General features: G+C 73.1%; 14 protein-coding genes. 7 read left to right on the top strand and 7 right to left on the bottom strand.

Annotation, left to right across the window (positions count from 1 at the left end):
* Positions 1-495 precede the first annotated feature (495 nt).
* Genes ACGFW5_RS23225 through ACGFW5_RS23200 form a run of 6 tightly spaced genes read right to left on the bottom strand, consistent with a single transcriptional unit; the run spans position 496 to position 5,925 of the window.
* Entirely contained in the window at positions 496-1,737 is a 1,242-nt protein-coding gene (locus ACGFW5_RS23225) for a cytochrome P450 (protein ID WP_393836192.1), read from the bottom strand.
* Positions 1,734-2,963, bottom strand: coding sequence for a cytochrome P450 (locus ACGFW5_RS23220; protein WP_393836191.1), 1,230 nt, complete (start codon positions 2,961-2,963; stop codon positions 1,734-1,736). The genes ACGFW5_RS23225 and ACGFW5_RS23220 overlap by 4 nt, the downstream gene beginning before the upstream one ends.
* Positions 2,960-3,559 (bottom strand): ATP/GTP-binding protein, encoded by a 600-nt coding sequence (locus tag ACGFW5_RS23215; protein WP_393836190.1) that lies wholly within the window; start codon positions 3,557-3,559, stop codon positions 2,960-2,962. The genes ACGFW5_RS23220 and ACGFW5_RS23215 overlap by 4 nt, the downstream gene beginning before the upstream one ends.
* Entirely contained in the window at positions 3,540-3,887 is a 348-nt protein-coding gene (locus ACGFW5_RS23210; RefSeq protein ID WP_393836189.1) for a DUF742 domain-containing protein, read from the bottom strand. Before ACGFW5_RS23210 ends, ACGFW5_RS23215 begins: the two co-directional genes overlap by 20 nt.
* On the bottom strand, positions 3,884-4,285 hold the full coding sequence (locus ACGFW5_RS23205; RefSeq protein WP_393836188.1) for a roadblock/LC7 domain-containing protein: 402 nt from the start codon (positions 4,283-4,285) through the stop codon (positions 3,884-3,886). Before ACGFW5_RS23205 ends, ACGFW5_RS23210 begins: the two co-directional genes overlap by 4 nt.
* On the bottom strand, positions 4,282-5,925 hold the full coding sequence (locus ACGFW5_RS23200) for an ATP-binding protein (RefSeq protein WP_393836187.1): 1,644 nt from the start codon (positions 5,923-5,925) through the stop codon (positions 4,282-4,284). The genes ACGFW5_RS23205 and ACGFW5_RS23200 overlap by 4 nt, the downstream gene beginning before the upstream one ends.
* A gap of 337 nt (positions 5,926-6,262) precedes the next feature.
* Here ACGFW5_RS23200 and ACGFW5_RS23195 point away from each other — a divergent pair, with 337 nt between their 5' ends.
* Positions 6,263-9,085: an FAD-binding and (Fe-S)-binding domain-containing protein gene (locus ACGFW5_RS23195; RefSeq protein ID WP_393836186.1), complete on the top strand. Its 2,823-nt coding sequence runs from the start codon at positions 6,263-6,265 to the stop codon at positions 9,083-9,085.
* A gap of 221 nt (positions 9,086-9,306) precedes the next feature.
* Complete coding sequence (locus tag ACGFW5_RS23190) at positions 9,307-10,278, top strand: DMT family transporter (RefSeq protein WP_393836185.1); 972 nt, start codon at positions 9,307-9,309, stop codon at positions 10,276-10,278.
* 434 nt (positions 10,279-10,712) lie between these two features.
* Here the strand turns inward: ACGFW5_RS23190 and ACGFW5_RS23185 are convergent, their stop codons facing one another.
* Positions 10,713-11,414: a DUF4232 domain-containing protein gene (locus tag ACGFW5_RS23185; protein ID WP_393836184.1), complete on the bottom strand. Its 702-nt coding sequence runs from the start codon at positions 11,412-11,414 to the stop codon at positions 10,713-10,715.
* Between the two features lie 478 nt (positions 11,415-11,892).
* Here ACGFW5_RS23185 and ACGFW5_RS23180 point away from each other — a divergent pair, with 478 nt between their 5' ends.
* From ACGFW5_RS23180 to ACGFW5_RS23160, 5 genes are all read left to right on the top strand, one after another.
* A complete protein-coding gene (locus ACGFW5_RS23180) occupies positions 11,893-12,717 on the top strand; it encodes a TIGR03084 family metal-binding protein (protein WP_393836183.1) in 825 nt (274 codons plus the stop codon).
* Positions 12,717-14,429, top strand: a complete 1,713-nt coding sequence (locus ACGFW5_RS23175; RefSeq protein ID WP_393836182.1) for an acyclic terpene utilization AtuA family protein — start codon at positions 12,717-12,719, stop codon at positions 14,427-14,429. Before ACGFW5_RS23180 ends, ACGFW5_RS23175 begins: the two co-directional genes overlap by 1 nt.
* Before the next feature lie 223 nt (positions 14,430-14,652).
* On the top strand, positions 14,653-16,254 hold the full coding sequence (locus tag ACGFW5_RS23170; protein WP_393836181.1) for an acyl-CoA carboxylase subunit beta: 1,602 nt from the start codon (positions 14,653-14,655) through the stop codon (positions 16,252-16,254).
* Between the two features lie 149 nt (positions 16,255-16,403).
* On the top strand, positions 16,404-18,305 hold the full coding sequence (locus ACGFW5_RS23165) for an acetyl/propionyl/methylcrotonyl-CoA carboxylase subunit alpha (protein ID WP_393836203.1): 1,902 nt from the start codon (positions 16,404-16,406) through the stop codon (positions 18,303-18,305).
* Positions 18,302-19,453 (top strand): acyl-CoA dehydrogenase family protein, encoded by a 1,152-nt coding sequence (locus ACGFW5_RS23160; protein ID WP_393836180.1) that lies wholly within the window; start codon positions 18,302-18,304, stop codon positions 19,451-19,453. The genes ACGFW5_RS23165 and ACGFW5_RS23160 overlap by 4 nt, the downstream gene beginning before the upstream one ends.
* The last annotated feature ends 5 nt before the right edge of the window (positions 19,454-19,458 follow it).

The following is a 19,458-nucleotide window of genomic DNA, read 5'->3' as shown; positions in this document are numbered from 1 at the left end:
GCGCCCCAGACCCCCTGCGGGGGCTCCGCCCCCTGCACCCCCGTTCGCGCCTGAACGGCGCTCGTCCTCAATCGCCGGACAGGCTGAAGATGCCCGCGCGGGCCGGCGCCGTTCCTGCACCAGTGCTGTTAGGGGCGCGAGACCGTGTCATTGCGCGGCTCCGCCGCGGTGGGCGCGAGAGGCGAGCGATTCCGGGCGCCCTACAGGGGCGCGAGGAACTGCGCGAGCAACCGTCCACGGTCCGCGGTCGAAAGCGGGCCCAGGGGCGCGGGGAACTGCGCGAGAAGCGACCACGGCCCGCGGTCGAAAGGCCGGCCGCTCAAGGGGCGCGGGGAACTGCGCGAGCAACCGTCCACGGTCCGCGGGCGAAGACGGGTTTCAGGGGCGCGGGGAACTGCGCAGCAAGCGGCCGCGGCCCGCGTCCGAAGGCCGGCCCCCCCAGGGGCGCGAGGAGGGGGGCCCGCGCCCGGCGGGGAGCGGCTGGTCGGGGTTGGGTCAGGTCAGGCGGACCGGGAGGTCGAAGAGGTCGTTCTGGGTCACGATCGGCTTGTTGCGCAGGGTGGTCCGCGGGACCGCCAGGGCCAGGCCGGGGAAGCGGGCGTACAGGGCCGGCAGGGCCACCCCCGCCTCCAGGCGGGACAGCGCAGCGCCGGGGCAGACGTGCGGGCCGTGGCCGAAGGAGATGTGGCGCACCGGCGTGCGGGTGACGTCGAAGTCGCCCGCCGTCGGCCCGTGCTGCGCCTCGTCGCGGCCGATCGCTCCGAAGGAGACGATCAGCGCCTCCCCGGCCGGCAGGACCGCGTCGCCCACCACGACATCCTCCGTCGCGAAACGGAACAGGACGTGCGAGGTCGGCGTCGACCAGCGCAGGGTCTCCTCGATCACGTTCTCCCACGGCACCGCGCCCTCAAGGACCAGCTTGCGCTGCTCGGGGTGGGTCTCCAGGGCGACCACCGCGTTCACGATCAGACTGATCGTGGTCTCGTGGCCCGCCGCGATCATCAGCTGGAGGGTGTTGGTGATCTCCTCCGTCGTGAGGTGGTCGCCGTCCTGCGACGCGGCCAGCAGCGCGCTCGTCAGGTCGTCGCCCGGCGCGGTCCGCTTCGACTCGACGATCCGCGCGAACAGCTCGCCGAGGTCCGCCATCATCTGCGGCACCTCCTGCGGCGGCGTCTGCGTCGAGAAGAACTTCTCGAACAGGGCCTTCAGACGGGGGTGGTCGGCCGCGTCCACACCCATCAGCTCGCTGACCACGTTCATGGGAAGGGGGTAGGCGAACTCCGCCTTCAAATCCACCACTTCACCCTCGGGGAGAGCCGCGAGGCGGTCCAGCATCGACGTCGTCAGCGCCTCGATGCCCGCGCGCAGCCGCTCCACCCGGCGCACCGTCAGCGCCTGCGCGACCAGGGTGCGAAGGCGGCGGTGCTCCTCGCCGTCGACCGTCAGCATCGAACGGCCCGGGTTGGCGAGCCCGATCAGCGGCCAGTCCAGCGGGATCTCGCCACGCTGCCACGCGCCCCAGCTGTCGATGTCCTTCACCAGGCGCGGGTCGGTCAGCAGCGCCCGGGCCTCCGCGTGGTGCGTCACGGAGTAGCAGGCCACCCCGCCCGGCAGCACGACGCGTACCAGCGGACCCGCCGCGCGCAGCGCCGCGCTCTCCGCGTCGAGGTCGCCGACGAACGGGTCGAGGGTGATGGCGCCGGTGTGGTCCACGGGGCACTGCGTCGGGCTGCTCATCTGGCTGCTCCAAGGGCGGGAGTGGGAGTGAACGTCACGGGAAGCTCGGTCAGGCCCCGCAACCACGGGGAGGGGCGGCGCGTCAACTGCCCTGCGGATACCGGGAGATCGACGTCCGGCAGCCGGTCGAGCAGCACCTCGATGCCGGTCCGCGCGATGACCTCGGCGACCTCCTGCGCGGGGAAGGGACAGCGGTGCTCGCCGTGCCCGAACGAGAAGAAGGCGCTGTTGCCGCCGGTCAGCGCGCCCGCGTCGGTGCGTACCTGCGGGTCGCTGTTGGCCGCCGCCAGGCCGAGCAGCAGCAGGTCGCCTGCGCGGATGTGCTGGCCGCCCAGGCGGGTGTCGCGGGCGGCCCAGCGGCCCGCCACGTTCTGCGTGGGGGTGTCCTCCCACAGCACCTCGTTCATCGCCTCGCCGACGCTGTGCCGGCCGCCCGCGAGCGAGGCCGCGAACCGGTCGTCGGTCAGCATCAGACGCAGCGAGTTGCCGATCCAGTCCGCGGTGGGCTGATGGCCGGCCGCCAGCATCACCATCAGGTCCTGGCCGACCTCCTCGACGGTGAAGCCGTACGGGTTGGCGAGCATCCGCGACGCCACGTCCTCACCCGGTTCGACCTGCTTGGCGGTGAGCAGCGCGTACATCGACTCGGCGAGATGGCGCTGGCCCTCCAGGGCGCCCTCACGGCCGTTGATCATGTCGTTCATGGCGGTGACGAGGCCCGGCCCCTGCTCGTCCGCGAACCCGTACAGGCGGGCGAGCACCCGGACCGGCAGGAGCATCGCGTACTGGCCGACGATGTCGCCGCTGCCTGCGCCGCACAGGGCGTCGATGAGCTCGTCCGCGAACCGCTCGGCCTGGCGCCGCAGTTCGAACGGGTCGACGGCCTCAAGGGCCTCGGAGACCATCGCCGCGCGCTCGCGGTGGCGCTCGCCGACGGTGTAGAGGATCGACGGCTGCTTGCGGCCGATCATGGGAAGGAGCGGCCAGTCGGCGGGGATGCGGTCCCACTGGTTCCACAGGTCGGAGTCGCGCGAGAACAGCATCGGGTCGCTGGTGACCTGGTGCAGCTCGCGGTAGCCGAGCACCAGCCAGGCCGGCACGTCGCCGTCGAGGACGACGGGCGCCACCGCGCCGTGGTCGCGCCGCATGTCGCGGTACAGCGCGCTCGGATCGGTCTGGAACCGGGGGCCGCTCAGCGGGACGGGGGCGGGGATCGGGCACGTCACGGTATGAGCTCCGGGGCTTGTCGCAGGCGTGCGAGATGTTCTACGAGAGTGATCAGGACGGTCTTGCTCGACTCACGGGAGCGGGCGTCGCAGCGCAGCAGCGGCACCTCGGCCGGCAGGTCGAGCGCTTCACGGACCTGGGCCTCGGTGTGCTCGGGCCCGCCGAAGTCGTTGCACGCCACGACGAACGGCGTGCCGTGGTGCTCCAGACGGTCGATGGCGTACCAGGAGTCCGCCAGGCGCCGCGTGTCGACGAGGACGACCGCGCCCAGCGTGCCCGCGAACAGCCGGTCCCACAGGAACCAGAACCGCTCCTGGCCCGGCGCGCCGAACAGGTACAGGACGTTGTGCGCGTCCAGGGTGATGCGGCCGAAGTCGAAGGCGACCGTGGTGGCCGTCTTCGTACGGACGGCGTCGAGGTCGTCGACGGCCTCGCCCGCCTTGGTCATGGTCTCCTCGGTGTTCAGCGGACGTATCTCGCTGACCGAGCGCACCATGGTCGTCTTGCCGACGCCGAAACCACCGACGACGACGATTTTGAGGCCGTTGTCCGCGGTCCCCGCGAGGGCGGGCCGTTCAGAGATTTCGGAGGCCAACGAGCACCTGCTCCAGGATGTCGGGGTCGGGAAGGCGATGGGCGGAGCGCGGATGGCGGGCGCTGATGCGGCCGGTGTCGTGCAGGTCGGCGAGCAGGATGCGGACCACCGTGACGGGCAGCGCGAGCTCGGCGGCGATCTCCACCACCGCCGTCGGGAAGCGGCACATCGTCAGGATCGCGACGTGCTCGGACTGCATGCCGGGCGCCGGTTCCGACTCGGTGACCACGAGGGTGACCAGGTCGAAGGCGGCCGAACCGGAACGGCTGCGTCCGCCGGTGAGGGTGTAGAGCCGGTCCGGCGAGTCGTCCCGGCCCGGCCGGCTCATGCCCGCGGCTCGGCGCTGAGGTAGTCGCCGAGCTGTTCCACCAGCTCGGACATGTTGTGTCCGACCAGACCCGCGTCCGCGTCCTCGGCGGCGACCACCGCGAGGTGCGCGCCCTCACCGGCCTCGACGATGAACAGGATGCCGCCGTAGAACTCGGCCATCGCGGAGCGCACCCCGCCGCTGCCGTCGCCGAACTCCATGGACGCCCCGTGCGACAGGCTCTGGATGCCCGCGGCGATCGCGGCGAGCTGGTCGGCCTGGTCGACGGAGAGCTCCGGCGTACGGCACAGTTTGAGGCCGTCACGGGACAGCACCAGGGCGTGGCGGGCCCCGGGCGTGCGCTGGAGCAGGTTCTCCAGAAGCCAGTTGAGCTTCTCGTCGGTGGTGGTGCCGGTCATTCTGTGGTGCCTTCCGGGGTGGGGGACTTCGCGCGTACGGCCTGACGGAAGCTGCTGAAGCGGGCGGCGGCGTCCGATGCCGCCGTCGTGGCGCGGGCCGGCGCCGCCGGGGCGTCGGGGCCCTCGGGGTGCGCGGCGGCCAGGGCCCGACCGCGCTTGCGCTTGGGCAGCCCGCTCTCGCCGAACTGCGGGAACTCGCCGCTGGTCTCGCTCCGGCCCGCGTCGGCACCGACCGGGCCGACCGGGCCGACGGGGTCGGCGGGGCCGGTGGGGGCGGTGAGGTCGACGGGGCTGACGGGATCGGCGGCGGACCCGGCTCCGGGGCGGTGGCCGCCGGCGCTTCCACCGAGGTCGCGGCCGGGGTCGCGGCCGGGGTCGAGGTCGGGGTTGAGGCCGGGGTTGGTGCCGGGGTCGCGGCCGTTGCCGGGCTCGGTGACCGGCTCGTGCGTGGCCTCCGGCTCGTTCGTGCTCCCCGGCCCGTGCGTGGCCTCCGGTACGGCGCTGTCCTTCCGCGCCGCGGAACGGGCGGCAGGCGCCGGTGCGTGGGCGACGGGCGCGGCCGGGGCCGGGGCCGGGGTCGGGGTCGGGGTCGGGGTCGGCGCCAGGGTGACATGGGAGATCAACTCGTGCGGCAGCAGCATCAACGCGCCGGTGCCACCGCGCGCGGAGGGCCGGAACGACACCGTCAGGCCGTGCTTGCGGGCCAGCCGTCCGACGACCGCGAGGCCGAGCCGGGTGCCCGAGAGGCCCGCGAGGTCCAGTGAGTGGCCGGACACGGCCTGCTCGGCGCGGCGCTGCTGCACCTCGCTCATCACCAGACCGCTGTCCTCGACGGTGATGATCACCCCGGCCGGCACCTCCTCCACGTACACGTGGACCTCGGCGGTCGGCGGCGAGAAGTTGGCCGCGTTGTCGAGGAGTTCGGCCAGCGCGTGCATCACGCCCTCGGCGGCGTGCCCGGCGACGGCCGCGTCACTGGTGGAGTGCAGGCGCACCCGCTGGTAGCCGCCGATGCGGCCCATGGCGCCGCGCAGGATGGACTCCATGACGATGGGCTTGGCCCAGCGGCGGCCCGAACGCGCCCCGGTCAGCACGGCGATGGAGTCCGCGAGACGGCCTGCCTGCGCCGTGCGGTGGTCGAGGTGGAGCAGATCGCCGAGTACGTCCTCGTCGGCGTGCCGGTGCTCCATGTCGCGCAGGTCGGCGAGCATGCCGGTGGCGAGCGCCTGCATGCGGCCGGCGGCGTTGGCGGTGGCGGCGAGCGCCGCGGCACGGGCGGATTCGGCGCGGCGCAGCTCGGCGGCGTGGGCCGCGATCAGGGCCTTGCGCTCGGCGGACTGGGCCGCGTCCAGGCGTACCGCGTCGGCGCTGCGCCGGGCGGCGTTGGCCTCCTGGGCGCTGATCTGGGCGTTGAGCGCGGTGAGCCGGGCGCGCAGGACACGGTTGCGCAGCACGGTGTGCGTCATGGCGTAGGCGCCTGCGCTGAGCAGGGCCGCCGCGGCACCGAGGCTCCAGCCGACCAGGGCGCGGGAGCCGGGCTCTGCCGAGACCACCGCCGCCGTGCAGAACGCGCCGGTGACCGCCGCGGTGATCAGCAGGGCCAGCGCGGAGGGGCGAATGGGGGAGGGCGACGCCGTCATTGATCAATGCCTTACAGCGCTTATGGCGGGCGAAGGGAGGGTCGGAGTGGTCGGGGTGGCCGGTGGGGCGGGTGTCGCGGTGGGGCGGGTGCAGCGGTGGGGCGGTGGGGCGGGTGGCCGGGGTGGGCCGGGTGTGGAAGGTCGTGTTCCTGTTCCTGGGGGAACGAGGGGCAACTATAGGAGAGTTGGTGATCGAATTGGATAGTTCTTGGTGAACATTCCCGCTCATTGGGACCGTTGGCCAGTCGCATTCTGGTCATCCGGGTAGTTTCAGGACACGCTATGAATGACGCTGCGTCAAGTCCGGACACCGGGCGGCACGGGGCATTCTGGGCTCATGGCAGATGACGCGAAGGGCCGCGAAGCGGGACGGGAGCTGGAGCGGGAGCTGTCCCGTGTGGTGCGCGGCCGGGTGGACCTGTCGGTCACCGCCCGCGCCCTGACGACAATGGACGCCTCCAACTACCGCCGGGTGCCCCTGGGTGTGGTCGCCCCGCGCGACGCCGACGACGTGGCGGCGGTCCTCGCGGTGTGCCGGGCGTACGGGGTGCCGGTGGTGCCGCGCGGCGGCGGCACCTCGATCGCGGGCCAGGCCACCGGCACCGGGATCGTGCTCGACTTCACCCGCTTCATGCGCTCGCTCGTCTCGGTGGACGCCGAGGCCCGAACGGCCGTGGTGCAGCCGGGACTTGTGCTGGACACCCTCAGGGACGCGGTCGCCCCCCACGGTCTGACCTTCGGACCCGACCCCTCGACACACAGCCGGTGCACGCTCGGCGGGATGATCGGCAACAACGCGTGCGGCGCGCACTCGGTGGCGTGGGGGACGACAGCTGACAACATCCGTGATCTGACCGTCGTCAGCGCACGGGGAGAACGTCACCATCTGTCACAGGGGTGGCAGAACTCGTCCGCGCCCGCCGGTCTGCGCGATGCCGTCAGCCGTCATCTGTCGCTGCTGCGTACCGGCTACCCGCAGGATCTCCCGCGTCGCATCTCCGGCTATGCGCTGGACGCCCTGCTTCCCGAGCGCGGCGCCGATCTGGCGCGGGCGTTCTGCGGCAGCGAGGGAACCCTCGGCGTGCTCACCGAGGCAACCGTACGCCTGGTGGAGTCACCGCCCGCCCGCGCCCTCGCCGTGCTCGGCTACCCCGACGAGAGCGCGGCCGCCGAGGCGGCGCCGGGGCTGCTGCCCTACCGTCCGCTGACCGTCGAGGGCATGGCCGCCGATCTCGTACGGGTGCGGGGCGGGGCCGGTCTGCCGCGCGGCGGGGCCTGGCTCTTCGTCGAGACCGGCGGCGCGAGCGAGGCCGAAGCCCGCTCGCGCGCCCAGGAGTTGGCACGCGCCTCCGACGCGCTCGACACCGCCGTGGTGAGCGAGCCGGCCGGGATGCGCACGCTGTGGCGGGTGCGTGAGGACGCCGCGGGCACCGCGACCCGGATGCCCGACGGCACCGAGGCCTGGCCCGGCTGGGAGGACTGCGCGGTGCCGCCCGCCCGGCTCGGCGGCTACCTCCGGGAGTTCCGCGCCCTGCTGGCCTCGTACGGCCTGCACGGCACCCCGTACGGGCACTTCGGCGACGGTTGCGTCCATGTCCGTGTCGACTTCGACCTCCTGACGCCGCAGGGGATCGCGCGCTTTCGCGCGTTCTCCGAGGACCTGGCCGCTCTCGTGGTCGCCCACGGCGGCTCGCTCAGTGGCGAACACGGCGACGGCCAGGCCCGCGCGGAACTGCTCCCCACGATGTACGGAAACCAACTGGTGGGCGTGTTCGGCGAGTTCAAGGACCTGTGGGACCCGGACGGGATCCTGAACCCCAAGATCCTGGCCCGGCCGGCACGGCTCGACGAGAACCTGCGCTTCGAGGTGCTGCCGAAGCGGGCGGTGGACGTCGCGTTCGGCTATCCGCACGACGGCGGCGACTTCTCGGCGGCGGTACGCCGCTGCGTCGGGGTCGCGAAATGCCGCACGGAACAAACCGGTCCCGGCGCGGTGATGTGTCCGTCCTTCCGCGCCACCGGAGAGGAGGAGCACTCGACCCGGGGCCGGGCGCGACTGCTGCACGAGATGCTGGCGGGCGAGGTGGTCACGGACGGCTGGCGCTCGCGCGAGGTCCACGACGCGCTGGACCTGTGCCTGTCCTGCAAGGGGTGCCGCAGCGACTGCCCGGTCGGCGTGGACATGGCCACGTACAAGGCGGAATTCCTGCACCACCACTACGAGGGGCGCCGCCGCCCCGCCGCCCATTACGTGCTCGGCCGGCTCCCCGAGTGGCTTCGGGCCGCCGCGCCCCTGGCACGGCCGCTGAACGCGGCGGCCCGCGTACGCCCGCTCGCCGCTCTCGCGAAACGGCTCGCGGGGATCGCGCCGGAGCGTACGATCCCGCCGCTGGCCCCGCGCACCCTGCTCGCGGGCCTGGGAAGGCGGCCCGAGCCGGACGCGGCGTCGGTGATCCTGTGGCCCGACACCTTCACCAACCACCTGTCCCCGCAGGTCGGCCGGGCGGCGCTGCGGGTGTTCGCGGACGCGGGGATCGGGGCGGCGCTTCCCGGCGGCCGCGTCTGCTGCGGCCTCACCTATGTCTCCACGGGGCAGCTGGACCGCGCCAAAGGGGTGCTGCGCCGCACCCTGGACGTCATGGAGCGGCACCTGGACGGGACGGACCTGCCCGTGGTCGTACTCGAACCGAGCTGCGCGGCCACCCTGCGCACCGACCTGCCGGAGCTGCTTCCCGCCGACCCCAGGGCCGCCCGCCTCGCCGCGTCGGTACGCACCTTCGCCGAGGCCCTTGAGGAGCGCGCCCCGCACTGGAACCCGCCGCGCGTCGACCGCCCGGTGGCCGGGCAGACCCACTGCCACCAGCACGCCGTCCTGGGCGACGCCGCCGAACGCCGCCTGCGCGCAAAGGCGGGCCTCGACGGCGAGCTGAGCGGGGGGTGCTGCGGGCTCGCCGGGAACTTCGGGTTCGAGCGCGGCCACTGGGAGGTGTCGCTGGCCTGCGCGGAGGACCAGCTGCTGCCCGCCGTACGGGCGGCCGCCCCCGGCACGGAACTCCTGGCCGACGGCTACTCCTGCCGTACGCAACTGGCCCAGCTGGCGGGCCGCCGGGCCAGGCACCTGGCGGAGGTACTGGCGGAGGGGCTTGCGGGAGAGGCTTGAGGCAGGGGCGTGAGGCAGGGGCTGGGGCCCGGCTGGGGAGGAGTCCGGGGGGTGAGGGCCGGATGCGGCGGGTGCCGCTTACATTGGGTGGACGGGGTCATTCCGCTTGGCCCGGGTCGTGGCGTCACGAAAACGGTTGCGACGGGCGCAGGTGGTGCAGAATAATGTATGCTTGAGTCCAATTTAATGAACCAAAAGTGGCAAGAGTGAGGTGAGCGCCGGTGAATCCGGTCCAGGGCGCGAGTGCGGCCGAGCCGGTCGCGGCGTCCGCCGTCGCCGTACCGGAGGCTGCCGGTGTACCGGCGGGTGCGGATGCGCAGGTGCCCCAGGGGCCGGGCCGTGGCCGCCGGGCGGCGTTCGGGTCGGTGGCGCTCGTCGTGTCGGGCGGCATATCGGTGCAGTTCGGCGCCGCCGTGGCCGTGACGCTGATGCCCCGGGCGGGCGCGGCCGGCGTGGTGACGCTGCGGCTCGTCGCGGCGGCGGTCGTCCTGATGCTGGTGTGCCGGCCCAAGCTGCGCGGGCATGCACGGGCGGACTGGGGGACGGTCGTCGTGTTCGGCATCGCGATGGCCGGCATGAACGGGCTGTTCTACCAGGCCGTCGACCGCATCCCGCTCGGCGTCGCCGTCACCCTGGAAGTGCTGGGGCCGCTCGCCCTCTCCGTCTTCGCCTCCCGCCGCCTGGTCAACGTGGTGTGGGCGGGGCTCGCCCTCGCCGGCGTCGTCCTGCTCGGCGGGGGCGGCTTCGGCAGCCTCGACCTGGTCGGCGTGGCGTACGCCCTGGGGGCGGGCGTGTGCTGGGCGCTGTACATCCTGTTCAGCGCGCGTACGGGACGGAGGTTCCCGCAGGCCGACGGGCTCGCTCTCGCGATGGTGGTCGGGGCGGTCGTGTTCCTGCCGATCGGCATCGCGCAGGCCGGGGGTGCGCTGCTGGTGCCCTCCACGATGGCGCTGGGCGCGGTGGTGGCGGTGCTGTCCTCGGTGCTGCCGTACACCCTGGAGCTGCTGGCGCTGCGCCGCCTGCCCGCGTCCACCTTCGCGATCCTGATGAGCCTGGAGCCGGCGATCGCGGCGGCGGCCGGGTTCCTGATCCTGAACCAGGCGCTGGCGTGGCCGCAGGCGCTGGCGATCGGGTTGGTGATCGGGGCGAGTATGGGGGCGGTGCGGACGCAAATTCGGGCGGTTTCGGGTTAGCTCCCGGGCTGGGCGGCGTGGCTCCCTTACCGGGGGCACCCGCATCCCGGCCGCCCCCGTGAGGCGCGCCCCCCGGGGCTCCGCCCCGGACCCCGCTCGCACCTTGAGGGCGCTTGTCCTCAATCGCCGGACGGGCTGAGGATGTTCATGCTGCCCGGCACGAGCCCTGCCGGGGGCGCGGGCACGGTCCGCGCGCAAGCGGGGGTTGCCGGGGCTTCGCCCCAGACCCCGTTCGCGCCTGAACGGCGCTCGTCCTCAATCGCCGGACGGGCTGAGGATGCCGATGTTGCCCGGCACCGACCCTGTCAGGGGCGCGGGGAACTGCGCGAACAGCGGCCGCGGCCCGCAGGGCGGAGGCGGGGTTCAGGGGGCGCGCGCCCCGCGCGGTCGTGTCCCGCGGGCGGCACCGCCGGGGCTGGCCTCCCCGGGACGGGTCAGCCGCCCTGGCCCGCGCTGCCCATCGGGCCGACCTTGACCTGGGAGCCGCCGTCCTCCGTGACGGGGAGCGACGCCGCACCCGGCCACGGCAGCGTCGCCGACTTGGTCTCTCCGGGCGGGGTCACCACCAGGCCCGTGATGCGGACACCCGAGCCCCCCGAGTCGTTGGCCGGGTAGGTGATGCCGAAGTAGACCGACTTGCCGTTCTTGAGGGTGTAGGGCGTGGCCGACGCACCCGTGCGCTTCGCGGACAGTGAGCCCGAGTTGGTCTTCAGGTCGACGCCCGCGAACCCGGACACCATGCAGTCGTGGCCGCTGGTGTTGTTGAACTCCACGGCCACGGTGCGCTCCGCGTCACCGCCGACCGTGGCGTCCGCCGCCGTGATGTTCAGGTCGAGGGTGCGGCACTTGGCGACACCCTTGGCGCTCCCGGACCCGCCCGACCCACCGGACCCGCTGGAGCCCGTTCCGCCCGTCGTGGTCTTGCCGCCGCTGCCGCCGGTACCGCTGCCGCCCGTGCTCTTGCCGCCGCCCTGGTCCGAACCCGTACCGGAGCCGGAGGCGGAACCGCCGCCCGCCGAGGCCGCGTTGGACGACGGGTCGTTCTGCGCCGTGGATCCGTCGTCGCTCTGGCAGGCCGTGAGCGAGAGGCCCGCGGCGACGACCACGGCTGCGAAGGTCAGCTTGCGAACGCGCATCGGTTCTTCCTCAGTATCGGTTGGCATGGCGGGCCGCTCGGTACGGGGCGATCGGTACCAGCGAGCGTTTCTGCCCACCAAGAGCGCCCCGGCCCGGCGAACCGTTCCTCCCGACCGCCGTCCAAGACAGTCCTGTTACACGCACAGGCGGCGCACAGCACGCACCGCGACCGTGCTCCCCGCCCCGACCCCCTGCCCCGATGCGCACCGATGCGCCCCGACACCCCGCCGCGTCGCGCCCCCGACCGCCGGGACGCTCGTACCCGTCCCCGTTCCGTCCCCGTTGCGCGGACGTTCGCCTCGGCCGCCCGCTGGGACAGACCCGTAACCCGGTGGATCTTGACCGGGGCCGGTGGCGTGCTTCGTGCCCCGGGAAACCCGGGGAAACCGGCCGGAAATAAATGCAAGCACGCTTGATTGTTTCCCGGGCCGCTGCCATGCTCCGGGGCACACCCGCTGTCCCGGAGGGGAGCGCACCGTGTCCGAACCGGCCGGTCCGACCGACGCCGTTCTTGCCGTCCTCGACGACCTGCTCGCCGAAGGCGGCGAACTCGACGTCCTGATCGGGGAGTTGAGCCCCGCCCAGTGGGCCACCCCCACCGCCGCCCCCGGGTGGACCATCGCCCACCAGGTCGCCCACCTCGCCTGGACCGACACCGCCGCACTGCTCTCCGTCACCGACCCCGAAGCCTTCGCCGCGGAGGCCGAGAAGGCCACGGCCGCGCCGGACACGTTCGTGGACGACGGCGCCGAGGCCGGGGCCCTGCTCCCGCCCGCCGAACTGCTTTCGTGGTGGCGGGACAGTCGCGTACAGCTGCAAGAGGCACTGCGGGCCGCGCCCGCCGGGGCGCGGTTCCCTTGGTACGGGCCGCCCATGTCCGCCGCGTCGATGGCCACCGGGCGGCTCATGGAGACCTGGGCGCACGGCCAGGACGTGTTCGACGCCCTGGGCCGCACCCGCAGGCCCACCGACCGGCTGCGCCATGTCGCCCGTATCGGCATCCGCGCCCGCGACTACGCGTTCGCCGTGCGGGGGCTTGCGGCGCCGGACGAGGAGTTCCGCGTCGAGCTGACCGCGCCGGACGGCGACGGAGTGTGGACGTACGGGCCGCAGGACGCCCAACAGCGCGTCACCGGGCCCGCGTTGGACTTCTGCCTCCTGGTCACCCAGCGGCTGCACCGCGACGACACGGCCGTGACGGCCCAGGGCGCCGACGCCGACCGCTGGCTCGACATCGCCCAGGCCTTCGCCGGGCCTGCCGGTCCCGGCCGCCCGGCGCGTACGCCCGGGGGCGGGGCCTGATGGAGCGCGGCGGCCCCATACTGCGCATCGGCAACGCCTCCGGGTTCTACGGCGACCGCTTCGACGCCATGCGCGAGATGCTGACCGGCGGCCCCCTCGACGTCCTCACCGGCGACTACCTCGCCGAACTCACCCTCCTGATCCTGGGCCGCGACCGGCTGCGCGACCCGACGCTCGGGTACGCCAGGACGTTCCTGCGGCAACTTGAGGAATGCCTCGGGCTTGTCCAGGAGCGCGGGGTGCGTGTCGTGGCCAACGCAGGTGGGCTCAACCCGGCCGGACTCGCCTCGGCCGTACGGGAGTTGAGCGTCCGCGTGGGCGTTCCCGTACGGGTCGCGCATGTCGAAGGGGACGCGCTGGCGCTGCCCGAGGGCGCGCTCACCGCCAACGCCTACCTCGGCGGCGGCGGGATCGCGGCCTGTCTGCGGGGCGGCGCCGACATCGTCGTCACCGGCCGGGTCACGGACGCGGCCCTGGTGACAGGACCCGCCGCGTGGTGGTTCGACTGGGGGCCCGAGGAGTACGACGCGCTCGCGGGCGCGGTGGTCGCCGGGCACGTACTGGAATGCGGCACACAGGCCACCGGCGGCAACTACTCCTTCTTCACGGAGCTCTCGGGCCCCGCGGGCCGCGACCTCGTGCGGCCCGGCTTCCCGCTCGCCGAGCTCCACGCCGACGGCAGCAGCGTCATCACCAAGCACCCCGGGACCGGCGGCGCCGTCGACATCGGCACGGTCACCGCGCAGCTCCTGTACGAGACGTCCGGCGCCCGGTATGCCGGGCCCGACGTCACCGCGCGGCTCGACACGGTGCGGCTCCACCAGGAGGGGCCCGACCGGGTACGCGTCACCGGGGTGCGGGGCGAGGCGCCGCCGCCGACCCTCAAAGCGGGGATCACCCGCATCGGCGGGTGGCGCAACGAGGTCGTGTTCGTGCTCACCGGGCTCGACATCCCGGAGAAGGCCGACCTGGTGCGGCGGCAGATCGAGGATGCCTTCCGCCGCGCCAAGTGTGCGCCACAGCAGGTGAGTTGGCAGCTGTCACGGACCGATCGGGCCGACGCGTCGAGCGAGGAGTGCGCGTCCGCGCTGTTGCGTCTTGTCGTGCGGGACGGGGATCCGGAGGCGGTGGGCCGGGTCGTGAGCGGCGCGGCCATCGAGCTGGCGCTCGGCAGCTACCCCGGATTCCATGTCACGGCCCCGCCGGGCAAGGGCGCGCCCTACGGGGTGTTCTCGGCGGTGCAGGTGGACCCCGGGACGGTGGAGCACATGGCCGTACTGGCGGACGGCGTACGGCAGTTGGTGCCGCCCGCACCCCGCACCGCCCCTCTGGTGGCCGTCCCGGAACCGTCCCTGCCGCCGTTCGTCGCGACCGGACCCACGCGGCAGGTGCCGCTGGGGGCCGTGGTGGGGGCTCGCAGCGGGGACAAGGGCGGGGACGTGAACGTGGGGGTGTGGGCGCGGTCGGAGGGGGTGTGGGGGTGGCTGGTGCATGCGCTCACCGTCGGTCACCTTCGTCAACTCCTGCCGGAAATCGCTGTGTTGACTATCACCCGGCACGTTCTGCCCAACCTGCGGGCGCTGAACTTCGTGGTGGAGGGGTTGTTGGGGGAGGGGGTCGCTTCGCAGGCGCGGTTCGATCCTCAGGGGAAGGGGGTGGGGGAGTGGCTGCGGAGCCGGGTGGTGGCTGTGCCGGTGGATCTGCTGGGGTGAGGTGTTCCCCGCCCCGCCCCTCCCCTTTCCGAGACCCGCCGGGGAGCCGTCCGGCCGCGGGCCGGTGGGAGCTGGCGGGGGCTGGTGGGGCTGGTGGGGGCTGGTGGGGGCCGGGGTGCAACCCCGCCGCAAGCGTCCCCACCCCCACCCCGAGGCCTCCACCTCGCCCCCGCACCCCGCCCCGCGCCCGAGCCCCCCTCGCCCACCCACAAGGGAGCGCCCCATGCCCACCCTTCGTACCGCTCTCGACCCCACCACCCCCGCGTTCCGCCAGGCCGCCGAGGCCATGCGGACCCGGCTCGCCGAGCTCGACGGGGAGCACGCCAAGGCACTCGCCGGCGGCGGCGAGAAGTACACCCAGCGGCACAGGCGGCGCGGCAAGCTCCTGCCCCGCGAGCGCATAGAGCTGCTGCTCGACCCGGACACCCCCTTCCTTGAGCTGTCCCCGCTCGCGGCCTGGGGCAGTGACTATCCCGTGGGCGCCTCGATGGTCACCGGCATCGGTACCGTCGAGGGCGTCGAGTGCCTGATCACTGCCAACGACCCGACGGTCAGGGGAGGCGCGTCCAACCCCTGGACGCTCAAGAAGGCCCTGCGCGCCAACGAGATCGCGTACACCAACCGCCTGCCCTGCATCAGCCTCGTCGAGTCCGGCGGCGCCGACCTGCCCTCGCAGAAGGAGATCTTCATCCCGGGCGGCGCGATCTTCCGGGACATCACCCGGCTCTCCGCCGCCGGCATCCCCACCATCGCGGTCGTGTTCGGCAACTCCACCGCCGGCGGGGCCTACGTCCCCGGGATGTCCGACCACACCGTGATGATCAAGGAGCGGTCGAAGGTGTTCCTCGGCGGGCCGCCGCTCGTCAAGATGGCCACCGGCGAGGAGAGCGACGACGAGTCGCTGGGCGGCGCCGAGATGCACGCCCGCGTCTCCGGGCTCGCCGACCACTTCGCCGTGGACGAGCACGACGCGATCCACCAGGCCCGCCGCATCGTCGCCCGCCTCAACCACCGCAAGGCGCACCCCGATCCGGCCGGACTCGCCGAGCCCCCGAAGTACGACGAGGAGGAACTGCTCGGCATCGTGCCCGAGGACCTGAGGACACCGTTCGATCCGCGTGAGGTCATCGCGCGGATCGTCGACGGGTCCCGTTTCGACGAGTTCAAGGCGCTGTACGGGACGAGTCTGGTGACCGGGTGGGCCGAGCTGCACGGCTATCCCGTCGGCGTTCTCGCCAACGCCCAGGGCGTGCTGTTCTCGGCCGAGTCGCAGAAGGCCGCCCAGTTCATCCAGCTCGCCAACCAGCGCGACATCCCCCTCCTGTTCCTGCACAACACCACCGGCTACATGGTCGGCAAGGAGTACGAGCAGGGCGGCATCATCAAGCACGGCGCGATGATGATCAACGCGGTGTCCAATTCCCGAGTGCCCCATCTGTCCGTGCTGCTCGGGGCCTCCTACGGCGCCGGGCACTACGGGATGTGCGGGCGGGCCTACGACCCCCGCTTCCTGTTCGCCTGGCCGAGTGCCAAGTCGGCCGTCATGGGGCCCCAGCAGCTCGCAGGCGTCCTGTCGATCGTGGCCCGCGCCTCCGCGCAGGCCAAGGGGCAGCCGTACGACGACGAAGCGGACGCGGGGCTGCGCGCGATGGTCGAGCAGCAGATCGAGGCCGAGTCCCTGCCCATGTTCCTGTCCGGGCGGCTGTACGACGACGGGGTCATCGACCCCCGTGACACCCGGACCGTCCTCGGGCTCTGCCTGTCCGCGATCCACACCGCCCCCGTCGAAGGCGCCCGTGGCGGCTTCGGCATCTTCCGGATGTGAGGGCCATGACCGATACGCGCGCCGTGACCGAGTCGAGGGCCGTGACCGATACGCGCGCCGTGACCGAGTCGAGCGCCGTGACCGATACGAGCGCCGTGACCGAGACGAGGGCCGTGATTGAGACGCGCGCCGTGACCGAGTCGAGCGCCGTGATCAAGTCCGTGCTCGTCGCCAACCGGGGCGAGATAGCCTGCCGGGTCTTCCGTACCTGCCGCGAGCTGGGCATCGCCACCGTCGCGGTGTTCTCCGACGCCGACGCGGGCGCCCTGCATGTGCGGGAGGCCGACACCGCCGTACGGCTGCCGGGGGCCACGTCCGCCGAGACGTATCTGCGCGGCGACCTCGTCGTGGCGGCGGCCCTCGCCTCGGGCGCCGACGCCGTGCACCCGGGGTACGGGTTCCTGTCCGAGAACGCCGGTTTCGCCCGGGCGGTCACCGGTGCCGGGCTCACCTGGATCGGGCCGCCCCCCGAGGCCATCGAGGCCATGGCCTCCAAGACCCGCGCCAAGCAACTCATGGGTCTTGCCCCGCTGAACCTCGCCGACGTCACCGAGGACGACCTGCCGCTCCTCGTGAAGGCGTCGGCGGGCGGCGGCGGACGCGGCATGCGGGTGGTGCGCCAACTTGACGACCTGGACGCCCAGTTGAGGGCCGCGCGTGCCGAAGCCCTCGGCGCCTTCGGTGACGGTGATGTGTTCGTCGAGCCGTACATCGAGGGCGGACGCCATGTCGAGGTGCAGATCCTCGCCGACGCCCACGGCACCGTCTGGGTGCTCGGCACCCGCGACTGCTCGCTCCAGCGCCGCCACCAGAAGGTCATCGAGGAGGCCCCGGCGCCCGGCATCGGATCCGAGCAGGCCGGCGAACTGCACGCCCTGGCCCTGCGGGCGGCCAAGGCCACCGACTACCGGGGCGCGGGCACCGTGGAGTTCCTGGTCGCCGACGGCAGGGTCCACTTCCTGGAGATGAACACGCGCCTCCAGGTCGAACACCCCGTCACCGAGGCGGTGTTCGGCGTCGACCTCGTCGCGCTCCAGCTCCGCGTCGCCGAGGGGCACGCGCTTCCGCCGACCCCGCCCGAGCCCCGGGGGCACGCCATCGAGGCGCGTCTGTACGCCGAGGACCCGGCGGTCGGGTGGGCACCGGGGACCGGGACGGTCCACCAACTGGCCGTCGACGGCGTGCGGTTCGACCGGGGATACGCCGCCGGTGACACCGTCTCCGTCCACTACGACCCGCTGCTCGCCAAGGCCGTCGCCCACGCCCCCACCCGCGCCGAAGCCGCCCGCAAGCTGGCCCGGGCCTTGGAGCGGGCCCGTATTCACGGCCCGGTCACCAACCGCGACCTGCTCGTACGCTCCCTGCGCCACCCGGATTTCGCCGAGGGGACCGACGGGACTGACGGCGGGCGGGCCCGGCTCGACACCGGGTTCTACGACCGCAACATGGCCGAGCTCACCGAGCCGCCGCCCGGCGCGCACCACGCGGCGCTCGCCGCCGCTCTCGCGGACGCCGCCGCGCGGGCCGGCCGGTTCGGCGGCGGCTGGCGCAACGTGGCCTCGCAGCCGCAGGTCAAGCGGTACGGCGAGCACGAGGTCCGCTACCGCACCACACGCCACGGCCTCGAAGCCGACGGCCACCCGGGGGTGCGTCTGATCACCGCAGAGCCGCAGTGCGTACGCCTCGAAATCGACGTTGTGGTACGGGAGTTCGGGGTGCGGCGGTACGGCGACACCGTGTACGTCGACACGGCGTCGGGGTGTCACACCCTTGTCGCGCACCCACGATTCACCGACCCCGGCGACCTCGTCGCGCCGGGCTCGCTGCTCGCCCCCATGCCGGGGGTCGTCGTGCGGGTCGCCGACGGGATCGAGGAAGGCTGCCGCGTCCGTGCGGGGCAGCCACTGCTCTGGCTGGAAGCCATGAAGATGGAGCACCGCATCACCGCTCCGGCCTCCGGCACGCTCACCGCGCTCCATGCCGCGCCCGGCCGCCAGGTCGAGGTCGGCGCCCTGCTCGCCGTCGTCGTATCGGAGGCCGAAGAAGCATGACCGCTGCCATCGAAAGCCAGGAGCACAAGGATCTGCGGGCCGCCGTCGCCGCGCTCGGCACCCGGCACGGACGCGGATTCGACCGCCAGGCCCTGTGGTCGGAGGCCGCCAAGCTCGGCTACCTCGGTGTCAACCTGCCCGAGGAGCACGGCGGCGGCGGTGGCGGCATGGCCGAACTGTCCATCGTGCTTGAGGAGTTGGGCGCTGCGGGCTGTCCGCTCCTGATGATGGTGGTGTCACCCGCCATCTGCGGCACCGTCATCGCCCGCTTCGGCACCGACGAGCAGAAGCGGACCTGGCTGCCGGGACTCGCCGACGGCACGCGCACCATGGCGTTCGGCATCACCGAGCCCGACGCCGGATCCAACTCGCACCGCATCACCACCACCGCCCGGCGCGACGGCGACGACTGGATCCTCACCGGCCGCAAGGTCTTCATCTCCGGCGTCGACATAGCGGACGCGACGCTCATCGTCGGCCGTACCGAAGCGGTGCCTGACGAGAGGGCGGGCCGCTCCGGCAGCCTCAAGCCCTGCCTGTTCATCGTCCCGCGCGACACGCCGGGCTTCCACCGCTCGCAGATCGACATGGAACTCCACGCGGCGGAGAAGCAGTTCGAGCTGACCCTCGACGAGGTGCGGCTGCCCGCCGCATCGCTCGTCGGCGACGAGGACGCCGGCCTGCTCCAGCTCTTCGCCGGCCTCAACCCCGAACGGATCATGACGGCCGCGTTCGCGATCGGCATGGGCCGCTACGCGCTCGCCACGGCCGTCGACTACGCCACGACCCGGCAGGTGTGGAAGCAGCCCATCGGCGGCCACCAGGCCATCGCCCACCCGCTCGCCCAGGCCCACATCGAGCTCGAACTGGCCCGCCTGATGATGCAGAGGGCGGCCGCGCTGTACGACGCGGGCGACGACGTCGGAGCGGGCGAGGCCGCGAACATGGCCAAGTACGCGGCGGGCGAGGCCTGCGTCAAGGCCGTCGACCAGGCCGTCCACACCCTCGGCGGCAACGGCCTGACCCGCGAGTACGGCCTGGCCCAGCTCATCACGGCCGCCCGGGTGGCCAGGATCGCGCCGGTCAGCCGCGAGATGATCCTCAACTACGTCTCCCACCAGTCCCTGGGCCTTCCCAAGTCGTACTAGACGTA

The organism is Streptomyces sp. NPDC048416 (assembly GCF_043200435.1).
Lineage (GTDB): Bacteria > Actinomycetota > Actinomycetes > Streptomycetales > Streptomycetaceae > Streptomyces.
This window is presented reverse-complemented; position numbering and strand designations above follow the sequence as displayed.